This window comes from Caulobacter zeae (assembly GCF_002858925.1).
Taxonomy (GTDB): Bacteria; Pseudomonadota; Alphaproteobacteria; order Caulobacterales; family Caulobacteraceae; genus Caulobacter; species Caulobacter zeae.
Map to the genome: position 1 here is coordinate 308,788 of NZ_PJRS01000049.1, position 13,291 is coordinate 322,078.

Annotated in this window: 11 protein-coding genes; 4 read left to right on the forward strand and 7 right to left on the reverse strand. The window is 70.5% G+C overall.

Translation table 11 applies throughout. The features are described from left to right. Positions 1 to 48: 48 nt before the first annotated feature. Both SGCZBJ_RS24815 and rfbC read left to right on the forward strand, forming a co-directional pair. Positions 49 to 1,284, forward strand: a complete 1,236-nt coding sequence (locus tag SGCZBJ_RS24815; protein ID WP_101720572.1) for a glycosyltransferase family 4 protein — start codon at positions 49 to 51, stop codon at positions 1,282 to 1,284. After that, complete coding sequence (rfbC, locus tag SGCZBJ_RS24820; protein WP_101720573.1) at positions 1,284 to 1,850, forward strand: dTDP-4-dehydrorhamnose 3,5-epimerase; 567 nt, start codon at positions 1,284 to 1,286, stop codon at positions 1,848 to 1,850. The genes SGCZBJ_RS24815 and rfbC overlap by 1 nt, the downstream gene beginning before the upstream one ends. On the opposite strand, the gene queG is transcribed toward rfbC, so the two are convergent. The 4 genes from queG to SGCZBJ_RS24840 all read right to left on the reverse strand — a co-directional run bounded on the left by queG (position 1,838) and on the right by SGCZBJ_RS24840 (position 6,358). Further along, a complete protein-coding gene (gene queG / locus SGCZBJ_RS24825; protein WP_101720574.1) occupies positions 1,838 to 2,914 on the reverse strand; it encodes a tRNA epoxyqueuosine(34) reductase QueG in 1,077 nt (358 codons plus the stop codon). The two genes, rfbC and queG, sit on opposite strands and share 13 nt — an antisense overlap. Further along, on the reverse strand, positions 2,895 to 3,581 hold the full coding sequence (fzlA, locus tag SGCZBJ_RS24830; RefSeq protein ID WP_101720575.1) for an FtsZ-binding protein FzlA: 687 nt from the start codon (positions 3,579 to 3,581) through the stop codon (positions 2,895 to 2,897). Before fzlA ends, queG begins: the two co-directional genes overlap by 20 nt. 229 nt (positions 3,582 to 3,810) lie before the next feature. Next, positions 3,811 to 5,265, reverse strand: coding sequence for a D-glycero-beta-D-manno-heptose-7-phosphate kinase (gene rfaE1 / locus SGCZBJ_RS24835; protein WP_101720576.1), 1,455 nt, complete (start codon positions 5,263 to 5,265; stop codon positions 3,811 to 3,813). A 205-nt stretch (positions 5,266 to 5,470) separates the two neighbouring features. Beyond that, the gene (locus SGCZBJ_RS24840; RefSeq protein ID WP_101720577.1) at positions 5,471 to 6,358 is read right to left on the reverse strand and encodes a cation diffusion facilitator family transporter; all 888 of its coding nucleotides are present in this window, start codon (positions 6,356 to 6,358) and stop codon (positions 5,471 to 5,473) included. 147 nt (positions 6,359 to 6,505) lie between these two features. Here SGCZBJ_RS24840 and SGCZBJ_RS24845 point away from each other — a divergent pair, with 147 nt between their 5' ends. After that, a complete protein-coding gene (locus tag SGCZBJ_RS24845) occupies positions 6,506 to 7,168 on the forward strand; it encodes a sulfotransferase family 2 domain-containing protein (protein ID WP_101720578.1) in 663 nt (220 codons plus the stop codon). Positions 7,169 to 7,334: 166 nt separating this feature from the next. On the opposite strand, the gene SGCZBJ_RS24850 is transcribed toward SGCZBJ_RS24845, so the two are convergent. Next, the gene (locus tag SGCZBJ_RS24850) at positions 7,335 to 10,196 is read right to left on the reverse strand and encodes a TonB-dependent receptor domain-containing protein (protein WP_101720579.1); all 2,862 of its coding nucleotides are present in this window, start codon (positions 10,194 to 10,196) and stop codon (positions 7,335 to 7,337) included. Positions 10,197 to 10,367: 171 nt separating this feature from the next. After that, the gene (locus SGCZBJ_RS24855) at positions 10,368 to 11,462 is read right to left on the reverse strand and encodes a citrate synthase/methylcitrate synthase (RefSeq protein WP_101720580.1); all 1,095 of its coding nucleotides are present in this window, start codon (positions 11,460 to 11,462) and stop codon (positions 10,368 to 10,370) included. Positions 11,463 to 11,538: 76 nt separating this feature from the next. Here SGCZBJ_RS24855 and SGCZBJ_RS24860 point away from each other — a divergent pair, with 76 nt between their 5' ends. Further along, positions 11,539 to 12,678: a citrate synthase family protein gene (locus SGCZBJ_RS24860; RefSeq protein WP_101720581.1), complete on the forward strand. Its 1,140-nt coding sequence runs from the start codon at positions 11,539 to 11,541 to the stop codon at positions 12,676 to 12,678. 126 nt (positions 12,679 to 12,804) lie between these two features. Here SGCZBJ_RS24860 and SGCZBJ_RS24865 read toward each other — a convergent pair whose 3' ends face one another. Continuing rightward, complete coding sequence (locus tag SGCZBJ_RS24865) at positions 12,805 to 13,146, reverse strand: hypothetical protein (RefSeq protein ID WP_101720582.1); 342 nt, start codon at positions 13,144 to 13,146, stop codon at positions 12,805 to 12,807. Between the last annotated feature and the right edge of the window lie 145 nt (positions 13,147 to 13,291).

The window sequence follows — 13,291 nt, forward strand, 5'->3', positions numbered from 1 at the left end:
CGGCGTGACACTCGCTAACACAGGGGGCCCCGCAAAGGTAAGGCGAAGGTGATCAAGCAGCTCAAGCGTCTTGTCTGGCGCGCCCTGCCCGGGGCGGCCCATGCGGTTTCCCTACGCCTGCCCTATGTGCGCGCCTACCTGTTCCATGGCTGGAAGCGCCGGCCCGTGCGCGTCGCGCCGGCCGACGCGCCGGTGATCGTCGCGGGGTTTCAGGGCGCGGTTCTGGGCCTGGGCGAGGCGGTGCGCGGGCTGACGCGCGCGGTTCGGCTCACGGGGCGGCAGGTCGTGGCCTGGGACGTATCCGAACGTCTTGGGCATGCGCGCCGGCTGGGCGAGGGAGATCCGGAGATCCCGGCCGCAGGGGCGGGCGTGATCATCGTCCAGGTCAATCCGGTCGAACTGATCCACCTGATCTCCCAGACCCGGGGCGAGCCCTTCGCCGGCCGTCGCACGATCGGCTGCTGGGCCTGGGAGTTGCCGCGCATCCCCAAGGCCTGGAAGCCGGCCTTTCGCTATGTCGACGAGGTGTGGGCGCTGTCGGAGTTCGGGGCCGAGGCGATACGCCGCGACGCGCCGCCGCGCGTGAAGGTCAGGGTCGCGCCGCTGACGGTCGAGGTCGACCCGCAGGCGCCTGACCGGGCGCGCTTCGGCCTGCCGCCGGAGGCGGTGGTGGTGCTGTGCGCCTTCGATTTCCGCTCGTCGATCGCCCGCAAGAACCCGCTTGGCGCGCTGGAGGCGTTCCGCCGGGCGCGGGCCCTGACGCCGACGCCCGCCGTCCTGGTGTTCAAGACGGTCGGCTCCGAGGCCGCGCCCGAGGCCCTGGCGTCGCTGCGCCAGGCGATCGGAGACGCCGATGACGTGCGCCTGCTCGTCGATCCGATGAGCGCGGGAGACAAGGACTGCCTGGTCGCCAGCTGCGACATCCTGCTGTCGTTGCATCGCGCCGAGGGATTTGGCCTGTTCCCGGCCGAGGCCATGGCCGCCGGCAAGGCGGTGGTCGCCACCGGATGGTCGGGCAATCTCGACTTCATGGACGCGGAAAGCGCCGTCCTGACGCCGGTCAGGCTGGTCGCCGTCGAGGACGCCCAGGGGGTCTACGCCGACGGGCAGTGGGCCGATCCTGACCTCGATTTCGCCGCTCGCGCCCTGGCGCGGCTGATCGACGATCCGGTCGAGCGCCTGGCGCTGGGCGAGCGCGCCCGACGGGCGATCGCCGCGCGGCTTTCGCTGCCGGCCGTCGCGGCACTGGTCGACGATGCGCTGAACAACAAGGACGCCGCGTGATGCAGATCACCCCCCTGGTCATTCCCGACGTCCTGCTGATCGCGCCGGTGCGCCATGGCGACGAGCGCGGCTGGTTCTCCGAGACCTTCCGCCAGTCGGCGCTGGACGAGGCCGGCTTCAAGGGCGGCGTGTTCGTTCAGGACAACCACGTGCGCTCGACCACGCGCGGCATTGTCCGCGGCCTGCATTTCCAGGCGCCGCCGCACGGCCAGGCCAAGCTGCTGCGTTGCGCGCGGGGCGCGATCTTCGACGTGGCGGTCGACATCCGCGTGGGCTCGCCGACCTACGGCCAGTGGGTGGGGGCGGAACTGTCGGCCGACAACGCCCGGCAATTGCTGGTCCCCGAGGGCTTCGCCCACGGCTACTGCACCCTGACCGACGAGTGCGAGGTGCTCTACAAGGTCACGGGCTACTATGCGCCCCAGGCCGAGGGCGCGCTGCGGTTCGACGACCCGGCCATCGGCATCGACTGGACGCTCCCGCGCGAGGCGCTGTCGGCCAACGCCCGCGACGCCGCCGCGCCCTTGCTGGCCGACCTCGTCAGCCCCTACGCCTACGAAGCTTGAGCCAGCCGCGACGCCGCCCAGTCGGCCGCGTCGCGCACGGTGTCGTCGGGATCGCCGCGCAGCGGCTCGACCACGGCCATCAGCCCGCGATCGCCGCTGTTGCCGATGGCGTAGAGCACGTTGCGCACGAAGCGGTCGCGGCCGATGCGCTTGATCGGGCTCTTGCTGAACAGCGCCCGGAACGACGGATCGTCGAGCCCGGCCAACTCCGCCAATGACGGGGTCTTCAGGGTCTCGCGGGCGTGGAACTTGGCCTCGGCCGAAAGGCTGGCGAACTTGTTCCACGGGCAGGCGGCCAGGCAGTCGTCGCAGCCGTAGATGCGATTGCCCAGCAGGGCTCTGAACTCGTCCGGGATCGGGCCGGCAAGCTCGATGGTCAGGTACGAGATGCAGCGCCGCGCATCCAGTCGGTGCGGCGCGGGGAAGGCGTTCGTCGGGCAGATGTCCAGGCATGCCCGGCACGAGCCGCAGCGGTCGTGCTCGGCCGTGTCGGCCGGCAGGTCCAGCGTCGTCAGCACGCTGCCCAGGAACAGCCACGAGCCGAACTGGCGCGAGACGAGGTTGGTGTGCTTGCCCTGCCAGCCCAGGCCCGCGCGCTGGGCCAGCGGCTTTTCCATCAGGGGCGCGGTGTCGACGAACACCTTCACCTCATTGCCCCAGCGGCGGTGCATCCAGCCGGCCAGCTGCTTGAGGCGCTTCTTGACCACGTCGTGATAGTCGTCGCCCTGGGCGTAGACGCTGATGGCCGCGCGATCGCGTTGCTCCAGCTGGGTCAGCGGATCGATGTCGGGGCCGTAGTTGACGCCCAGCACCACCGCGCTCCTGGCGTCGGTCCACATGGCGGTGGGGTGGCTGCGCCGTTCGAGCGTCTCCTCCATCCAGCCCATGGCGCCGTGCAGGCCCTCGGCCACGAACTGGCGCAGCCATTCGCCGTTGGGCCAGGCGTCGGCGGCCGAGGCGAAGCCGCAGGCGTCGAAGCCCAGCGCGAGGGCCTCGCGGCGGATTTCGTCCCGAATAGCCAGAAGGCGATCTTGGGGCGTCAGGTCAGAAGTCGAGGTCGTCATAGTGCGCGGCCGGCGCGAGGCCGGGCCAGCGGTCGGCCAGGATGGGCCTGAAGCACGGCCTCGATTTCAGCTTCATGTACCAAGTGCGGACAGCGGGGAAGTCCTTCCACGGCACGTCGCCGAAATAGTCGATGACGGAAAGGTGCGCGGCGCCGGCGAAGTCGCCCAGGCTCATGCGGCGTCCGGCCAGCCAGTCGCGCTGTTGCAGCAGGCTTTCCATGTAGCCCATGTGATTGCGCAGGGCGTCGCGGCCCTGGCGCAGGGCGCCCAGATCCGGCGCGCCCATCCGCAGCAGGCGCTTCTCCATTTTCTCGTGCAGGAGCAAGCCGTTGACCTCGTTGTCGAACTTGCGGTCGAACCACTGCATCAGGCGCCGCGCCTCGGCGCGCTCGCCGGCCTCGCGGCCCAGCAGGGCGGGCTCGGGCTCCTGCTCCTCGATGTGCTCGAGGATGGCGCGGCTTTCACAGACGACGGAGGTACGCTGGTGGCGGGTCTCGACCAGCACCGGCGTCAGGCCCGACGGGTTCAGGGCCGTGAACTCCGGCGGCGACTCCCAATAGCGCACCTGGACCTCGGAGAACGCCACCCGCTTTTCGCCCAGCGCGAGGCGTACCTGGCGCGAGGCCGGGTCCAACGGGAAATGGTGAAGAGTGCGTTCGACGCTCATGCCCACATGCGTTCAGGCTGCATCGTCTGATCGATGCGCCGCTTTGCTTAACAAGATATTGCCGGGCAAGGACTATTCGCCCGAATGGGCGTTTTTGGAACCTCCCCCTGTGGGGGAGGCGGCCGAAGGCCGGTGGGGGGAAGCTTTCAGCTTCCACGTCCTTGGCAGGTTTCGCAGATACGCCCCCTCCGATCGCTACGCGATCGCCTCCCCCATAGGGGGAGGTTCCTCAAGGCGTATTCGCCCGCGCGATCAGCGCCGTCGTGCTCTGGCCCGCCTTCAGGTCGGCCAGCACCACCCGGCCGCCGTTGGCCAGCACCACGTCCGAGCCGACCACGGTCTCGACCGTGTAGTCGGCGCCCTTGACCAGCACGTCGGGCTTGATGGCGGTGATCAGCTCCAAGGGGGTGTCCTCGTCGAACAGGGTGACCAGGTCGACAGCCGACAGCGAGGCCAGCACGGCGGCGCGGGCGTCCTCCTTCTGCACCGGCCGGGTCGGGCCCTTCAGGCGCTGGACCGAGGCGTCGGTGTTGAGGCCCAGCACCAGGCGGTCGCAGGCGGCCTTCGCCTGGGCCAGCAGCGAGACGTGGCCGGGATGCAGCAGGTCGAAGCAGCCGTTGGTGAAGCCGACCTTCAGGCCGCGCGCCCGCCAGCCGGCGACGATCTCGAGCATCCGCTCGCGGGCGGCGATCTTTTCCTGGCCGGGATCGCCGTGGGCGCCGGCCAGCACCGCCTTCAGTTCGCCGGCGGTGACCACGTCGGTGCCCAGCTTGGCCACGACCAGGCCGGCGGCGGCGTTGGCCAGGCGCGCGGCGGCGGCCAGGTCGGCGCCGGCGGCCAGCGACAGGGCCAGGGTGGCGGCCACGGTGTCGCCCGCGCCCGAGACGTCGAACACTTCCAGGGCGCTTGCCGGCAGGTGCACGTGGGCCGCGCCGCGCTGCGACAGGGTCATGCCGGCCGCGCCGCGGGTGACCAGGGCGGCGGAAAGGTTGGGGGCGGCGGCCAGGATCGCCTCGCCGGCGGCCTCGGCGGCTTCGTCGCCGGCGCCGGCCACGCCGGTGGCCTCGGCGGCCTCGCGCCGGTTGGGCTTGATCACCGTCGCGCCGTCGTAGCGGGCAAGGTCGCGGCTCTTGGGGTCGACGATCACTGGCTTGCCGACGGCGCGGGCGGCGGCGATGGCGGCCGCCAGGACCTCCGGCGTCAGCACTCCCTTGGCGTAGTCGGACAGCACTACGACGTCGGCGGCGGCCAGGGCCTTCTCGAAGGTTTCCAGCACCAGGGCCGTGTCGGCCGGATGGCGATCCTCGCGGTCGGCGCGCAGCATCTGGTGCGAGGCGGCGACATAGCGGGTCTTTTCGGTGGTGCGGCGGGCGGGATCGACGGCCAGGGCGCTGTCCAGGCCCGGCTCGCGCGCGACCAGGGCGGCCACGGCGCGGCCGGCGTCGTCGTCGCCGATCAGCCCGGCCAGCACCGCCTTGCCGCCCAGGGCCGCGACGTTGCGGGCCACATTGCCGGCCCCGCCCAGCATCGTGGTCTCGCGCTCGATGGCGATCACCGCCACCGGTGCCTCGGGCGAGATGCGGTCGACCGCGCCATAGACGAACCGGTCGAGCATGACGTCGCCCAGCACCAGCACGGTCTTGCCGGAAAAGGCGTCGGGCAGGCGGGCCAGGGTGTCGTCCATGGAAGAGGGCTCGTCGGTCAGGGGAAGGCCGCTAATTGGGCGCATCGCGGCCGGAGAGCAAGAGGGCGGCGAAGATCCTCCCCCTTTTGGGGGAGGTGGCCCGAAGGGCCGGAGGGGGGGCGTTTTCAGCTTCCGAAGTGGTGGCCTTCTCATCAGCCACACCCCTCTCCGTCGGCTGCGCCGACACCTCCCCCAGAGGGGGGGATCAGTGCCTCGGATCGGGGTGCAGCAGCACGTCGGCCGTCGGGAAGGCCGCCTTCACCCGGGCCTCGGCGGCGGTCATGATCGCGTGGGCCTCCGCCAGGCTCTGGCCGGCGGCGAGGTCCATGTGACCCTGGACGTGGATGTGCGGGCCGGCCGCGCGGGTGCGCAGCTGGTGCACCCCGCCGACGCGGGCGTCATCGACCAGCAGGGCCAGGATCTGCTCGCGCTCCTCGACCGGCAGTTCGTGGTCCATCAACTGGTCGGCGGCCTGGCGCAGCACCCCGACCGCGCCCCACAGCAGCCAGGCGGCGACCACGAGACCGGCGGCGGCGTCCACCCAGGTCCAGCCCAGCAGGGCGACGGCGGCAAGGCCGATCAGGGTGACGGCGTTGGAGGCCAGGTCGGCGGCGTAGTGGGCATGGTCGCCGGCCACCGCCACCGAGCGGGTCCTGGCCATCACCGCGGCCTGGGCGCGGATCAGGGCGAGGGTCAGGGCGATCGAGACGACCATCACGCCGACGCCCCAGATGCCGTGCTCGACCGGTTTGGGATGCAGCAGGCCGTCGATCGCCTCGCGCCCGATCAGCGCGGCCGAGGCGAACACCAGACCCGCCTGGATCAGGCTGGAGAAGGCCTCGGCCTTGCCGTGGCCAAAGCGGTGCTCGGCGTCCGGCGGCTCGGCCGCGTAGCGCACGGCGAAGAAGGTGATCAGCGACGCCACCAGGTCCAGCCCCGAGTCCGCCAACGAGGCCAGCATGGCCAGCGAGCCGCTGGCGATCCATGCCGCGCCCTTGATGACGATCAGGATGGCGGCCGTCCCCACCGACAGCGTGGTGATCTTGCGGGTGAGAGCCTGATGCTCGGCGGCGGAGGCGGCGGGCGCGGTCATGCTCCGCCCTTATAGCCGGGGCTCGGCGCCTTCGCCCAGAGGGCGGATGGCGGGGCATCTGGGCGTGGTCAAGGCGCACAGTCTATAGAGGCAAGACGGCGCCGCCCGGTGGGCGTGTCGGTGTGCAGTAAGAGTGAGTTCGGTTCAATGCTCGTGAGTCATCGTCGCAGGTTCATCTATCTGAAGACCAAGAAGACGGCAGGCACCTCGGTGGAGATCTATTTCGAGCCTGCCTGCCTGCCCGAAGGCCACGCATACGAAGAGGCGCACCTCCGCCCCACCGTGGAGACGTCGGCCGGGGTGATCGGCCAGCGCGGCTCGCGGATCGTCGATTCCTGGTACAATCACATGCCCGCCGCCGAGGTGCAGGCGCGGCTGGGTGAAGCCTGGGACGCGTATCTCAAGTTCTGTTGCGTGCGGAACCCTTATGACCGGCTGGTTTCGGCGTTCTGGATGCTGATCGGCCCGGAAGAACGCCAGGCCCTGGCCTCAGTCTCTTTCGACGAGGTTCGCGCAAGGTTCGCGCGCTGGATGACGGTCTGCCACATCGTCGACGACCGGGCCGTCTACGAGATCCAGGGCCGGCCTGTGGTCGACATGGTCATCCGCTACGAGGCCCTGCTGGAGGATCTCGAGGCGGTGTGCGAGGCGACCGGCGTGCCGTTCGAGCCTGAGCGCCTGGGGCGCTACAAGGGCGAAAGCCGGCTCCGTGACGAGCCGTACCTCGACTACTACGACGCCGACACCCTGGCTCAGGCCAATGAGGTCTACGCATCGCAGTTCGAGTGGTTCGGATATGCTCGCCACTAGAGCCTGCCAAGCCTGCACGGAACATCCAGACCTGATCAGCAGGCCATGGTTTCAGACGCTTAGAGCGCGCGGGGCGGGTCAGGCGCACGCGGTTTGCACGCCCAACGCGCTCTAGCGGCGTGGTCCGGCGGCGAGATGGCGGTTTCGCCTTCGCCGCCGGACGCGTCTACTGCCGGTAGGTCAGGCGGAAGTAGAAGTAGCGCCCCGGCGCGTCATAGGCGTTGGGGTCGAAGTTGTTGAGGCCGCAGCTGATGCAGCCCGGCGGGTCCTTGTCGAACAGGTTGTTGACCCCGAAGGCCACCGCGGTGGTCTCGCCCAGGAAGTCGGGCTTCCAGCGCAGTTGGGCGTCGACATAGGTGCGCGAGGCCAGCTTGGCGTCGGCGGCCTGCGTTTCCTTGATCGACGACAGGTAGCGGGCCGAGGCGCTGGCGCCCCAGTTCTTCCAGTCCCAGTCGACGGTGAAGGTCGACTTGGTCTTCGGATAGGCCTGGTCGGGACTGCCGCGCTCGGTCCCTTCGCGCGGGATCTCGGTGAAGCCGGTGGCCGTCGGCACGATCTCGGTGAACTCCAGCAGGAAGGTCGAGTACGACCGCACCGCCAGGCGCCCGAAGCTGTAGTCGGGCGAGGTCCACAGCAGGTTCAGGTCGATGGCCCGGGTCTGGATGCCGCCGATGTTGATCAGCGGGTTGGTGATCGCCGCCACCTGGCCCGAGGCCGTGCGGATGATGGTCGAGCAGGCCAGGGCGTCGGCCAGTTCGGCGCAGCGCGACAGCAGGCTTTCCCCCGACAGCGCCTGGATCGCCGAGTCCAGCTCGATGTCGGAATAGGCCAGCTCGATCGAGCCGCCGCTGGCCCAGCTGGCCTCCTTCAGCGCCTTGGGCTCCCAGACGACGCTGAAGTTCTTGCTCTCGCTGGTCTCGGGCTTGAGCGTGTCATTGCCGCTGGTGATCACCGACAGTTGCGGATTGAGCTGCACGTAGGCGCCGCTGGCCGGCACGCCGGCGGCGATGCAGTTGGCGCGGACGGTGGCGCTGGCCGGGGTTCCGCCCGACAGGCCCAGCATGTCCGAGCAGGGATCGGTGATCTCCTGGTCGAAGCGCGAGGCCGCGCCGTAGAGCTCGCCGATCGACGGGGCCCGGAAGCCCTGGCCCCAGGAGGCGCGCACCAGCACGTCTTCGGTCGGCCGCCAGTTGAGGCCGGCCTTGTAGATCGAGTCAGAGCCCGAGGTGGAATAGTCGAACCAGCGCCCGGCGCCTGAGATCTCCAGCCGGTGGATCAGCGGCAGGTCGGCCAGCAGCGGGGCGCGCAGTTCCAGATAGGCCTCGTCGACCTTGATCTCGCCCCTGGCCGGCTGGGCGGGAATGTCCGACGACAGGCCGGCGGCGACGATGGCGTCGGGCTGGAAGTAGCCCTTGGTCTGCCGGTGCTCGTAGCCGGCGGCGAAGGCCAGCGGGCCGGCCGGCAGTTCGAAGAGGTCGCCGGTCAGGTTGGCGGTGAAGTCGTGCAGTTCCTGCTGCGAGACGTCCTGCTGGGTGAAACCGATGAAGTCCAGCATCGCCGGGGTGATCGAGCCGACGCCGCCGAAGATGTTCAGCGGCACGCACGAGCCGGTGCAGCCCGAGATCGGGCCCAGGGCCTGCTGTACGCGCTGGGCGTTGATGTTGCCGGTGAAGCTCTGTTCGGCGTGGTTGCGCGAGGCGGTGTAGCCGACGTCCCAGTACCAGCGGCGCGAGCCCACGGCCCAGTCGCCCGACAGGGTGGCGTTGACGTTCCAGGTGTCGACGGTCTGGGCGTAGTGGCGCGGCCCGGCCTCGATCATCCGCCGCCCGACGAAGGCGTAGGTGCCGCTGGTCAGGGTGAAGCCGAACGGGTTGTAGGGGTTGGTGGCGTCGATCGAGATGGTGTCGAGCAGGTTGCCGTTGCCGGCGTCGGGACCGACGAACAGCGGGATCGGGGCTGCCTGGTTGGCCGATTTGCGCTGCACGTAGCTGCCGCGCACCTTCAGCTTGATGCTGTCGGTGAAGTCGTGGGTCACCGCGCCGAACAGGCTGACCCGTTCCGACGGGGTGACGATGTAGTTGTAGGGCTGGAAGTTGAAGCGGTCGGCGTCGCCGGCGAAGTTGCGGAAGCTGCTGCCCGCGCCGGTCGGATCCAGCGGCGTGTAGGTGGGTCGCACCCCGGCGGCCAGGGCCGCCTTCAGGGTCAGGTCCATGTCGCGGCCGGTGTTGGGGTCGCTGACGATGAACCGGCCCAGCGGCGTGCCCGACGAGCAGCCGCCCGACAGGCACGAGGTCCCGTAGGGGCTGGGATATAGCGAGATGTCGCGATCGGCCGACAGCACGCTCTTCTGCTTGAAGTAGCCGCCGCCGACGACGATGCTGGTCTTGCCCTCAGAGGCCCCCCACGAGACGTTGTAGTCCTGCGAGGAGCCGTCGCCCTCGCCGTAGCCGCCTACCTGCGCCGACAGCTCCAGGCCCTGCTGGCGGTCGCGGGTGATGATGTTGATGACCCCGGCGATGGCGTCCGAGCCATAGATCGGAGAGGCGCCTTCCTGCAGGATCTCGACATTGCGGATCATGGCGCTGGGGATGGTGTTGAGATCCACGGCCCCCGGCACGCCCGAGGCCGAGGCCCCGCTGACCCATCGCTGGCCGTCGACCAGCACCAGGGCCCGGCGCGAGCCCAGGTAGCGCAGGTCGATCTCGGCCGAGCCGGCGCCCACGCCGCCGCCGTCGGGCGGATTGCCGAAGTTGCCGGAGTTGTTGAACTTGGAATTGAGGCCGCCGCCGGCGGCCGGCACGCGCTGCAGCACGTCGACGATCGAGGTCAGGCCGGTCTTGGCGATCGCTTCCTGGTCGATCTGGAAGACGGTCTGGGTCTTGTCGAGCGGGCTGACGCGGATGCGCGAGCCGGTGACCACGACGCCCTCGACGTCGGTGTCCGCGGGGGTCTGCGCGTGGGCCGCCAACGGCGCGGCCGCGACGGTGGTCAGAAAGAGCGAAAGGAGTCCTTGGCCGATGCGGTTCATGCCGTCCCTCTTGCTGCGATACCCGTATGGTCAAGGTTGAACTACGGATTCGCTCGCGCTGAAGGTGAATCGGCGGTCAAAAATGTGTCAAGTTCGGCGAACTTCGATATGTGCTTTCACTCTCATGTGTGTCTTTCGCAACAATCTTGCGCAACGGGGAAGCAGCGGCCGTCAGGCCGCCGCCCTGGGGCGGGGCCCGACATAGACCGACTGCGGACGAATGAGCTTGCCGCTGGCCTGCTGCTCGCGGGCGTGGGCGATCCAGCCGGCCGTCCGCCCCGCCGCGAACACGCAGGTGAAGGCCTGGGGCGGCAGGCCCAGCGCCTCCAGCAGGAGAGCGGTGTAGAACTCGACATTGGTCTCCAGCGGCCGGTCGGGCTTGCGACGGCGCAGGATATCGAGGGCCGCGCGCTCCACGGCCTCGGCGAGAGCGAGGCGGCCGGGCAGGGCGCCGGCGCTCTTCGACAGCCGCGACAGGGCCGCCTTCAGGGCGTCGGCGCGCGGATCGCGAACGCGATAGATGCGGTGGCCGAAGCCCATCAGCCGCTCGCCGGCGTCGAGCGCGGCCTCCAGCCAGGGGACGGCGTTGTCAGCCGCGCCGATGGCGTCGAGCGTGTCGATCACCGGTCCCGGCGCGCCGCCGTGCAGAGGGCCCTTCAGCGTCGACAACCCCGCCAGCACCGCCGAGGCCAGGCCCGCCCGCGTCGAGGCCGCCACCCGCGCGGCGAAGGTCGAGGCGTTGAGGCCGTGGTCGCAGACCGTGACCAGATAGGCGTCCAGCGCTCGCGCCTCGCCCTCGGTGGACGTCGTCCCCCGGATCATCCGCAGGAAATCGGCGGCGTGGGACAGGGCGGGATCGGGGGCGATGGCCTCCTGCCCCTGGCGACGGCGTAAGGCGGCGGCGGTGAACACGGCCGGCGCGGCGATCAGCGTGAGGGCGTCGCGCAGGCTGTCGCCGTCGGGCAGGCGGGCCAGGAGGGCGCGCATGGCGTCATAAGGCTCGCGGGCGGCCAGGGCGCCGTCCAGCGCGGCGACCTCGGCGAAGGCCCGGACGCGCGCCTGGCCCAGGGCCGGGGCCAGGTCGGCCGGCAGGTCGTCGAAGAAACCGTCCAGCAGCAGGTGGACGGCGTCCTCGAAGCGGGCGCGGCCGGCCAGCTCTTCCACCGCCCAGCCGCGGATGGTCAGGCGGCCGGCCTGGCCGTCGACGTCGGAGAGCACGGTGGCGGCGGCGATCACGCCTTCGAGGCCGGCGGAAACTTGGACCATGACTGAGGTCTCCTTTCGCCGGTGATGATCGCTTCGACGGCTTGATCGTCAATCTTGATCAATATAATCAATATCCATGGCGGACGATTGGCTCGATGCGGACCAGGCGATGGCGCGGCTCGGCGTGCGGGCCCAGACGCTTTACGCCTATGTCAGCCGGGGCCGGATCGAGGCCCACGCCCATCCGGACGATCCCCGCCGCAGCCTCTATCGCGCCTCCGATGTGGCGGCTCTGGCCAAGCGCAAAGCCAGGGGCCGCAAGGCCGCCGACGTCGCCGCCGCGGCCATCGCCTGGGGCGAGCCGGTCCTGGCCTCGGCCATCACCACCGTGCGTGGCGGCCGGCTCCTCTATCGCGGCCACGACGCCGTGGAGCTGGCGGGCGCCGAAAGCTTCGAGGCCGTCGGCCGGCTGCTGCGCGACGATGCGGCCGAGGCCGCCGTCGCCACCCATGCGCCGAGCGCCGCGCCGACCATCCGCGCCCGGCTGTTCGCCGATCTGGCCGCCCGGGCGGGCGAGGATCGCCCCGCCCGGGGGCGCGCGCCCCTGATGCTGGCCCAGGAGGCGGCGGGCCTGCTCGACCTGGTCGCCGACGCCGGGGCCGGCCGGACGGGCGAGGGGCTGATCCACCAGCGCTTGGCCGCCGCCTGGGGCCTCGACGCGCTCGGCGGCGACCTGGTGCGCCGCGCGCTCGTCCTGCTGGCCGACCACGAGCTCAACGCCTCGACCTTTGCAGCAAGGGTGGCGGCCTCGACCGGGGCGTCGCTGGCGGCGTCGGCCCTGGCCGGCCTTTCTGCCCTGTCGGGACCGCTGCACGGCGGCATGGCCGCCCGGGTCGAGGCCCTGGCCCGCGAAGCCAGGCGGGAAGGGGCCGAGGCGGCCGTCGCGGTCCGCCTGGACCAGGGCGCGCCGCTGCCGGGCTTTGGCCATCCGCTCTATCCCGACGGCGATCCGCGCGCGGCGGCCTTGTTGGCGGCTTTCGATCCCGCGCCGGACATGGCCGCCCTGCACGCGGCGGTGGTCGCCGCCACCGGCCAGGCGGCCAATATCGACTTCGCCCTGGTCGCCCTGGCGCGGACCCTGAAGCTGCCCGACGACGCCCCCTTCGCCCTGTTCGCGGTCGGGCGGACGGCGGGCTGGCTGGCCCATGCCCTGGAGCAGGGAAAGACGGGCCGGCTGATCCGTCCGAGGGCGCGCTATGTGGGGCCGGAGGGGTAGGGCTGCGTTGGGGCGAAAACCTCGTCCTTCGACAAGCTCAGGATGAGGTTTTTCTGCTGCCTGGCCTGTCCATGGTCCTCACCCTGAGCTTGTCGAAGGGCGGGGGCCACGCACGGAGCTGCCGTCCTACCACCCCGCCGCGGCGAACTTGGCGAACATGTCGGCGAAGGTCAGGCGGGTGTCGATGCTGGTGTAGACCCGCATCGGCCGGCCGTTCGGATTGGCCTCGTACTGGGCCCGCGCGATCACGCGCGGCGTGGGGCGCACCACATAGGCGCTCGACGCGCTGTCGGGCTCGAACGACGACTGCAACGCCGTCAGCGTCACCAGCGGGCTGTCGCCGAGGATGTAGGTCTCGCCCAGGCTGATCTTTGGCGTCGAGACCACGCGCTCCAGCTGTTCGAGCAGGTAGGTCCCCAGGCCGCCCGAGGGCTTCAGGCCGGCCTCGAGTTCGGCGTGGCTGATCATCAGTCAGCGCCGCGACAGGGCGGCGGCAGTCTTGGTCTCGAATCTCACGGGAACATCCCCGACGCTGGAAATCGACGGCGGCGGATCAGCATCTCCGCGACGTAACGGGCAAGCGTCCTGAAACAACAAAGGGGAGCGCTCGGGC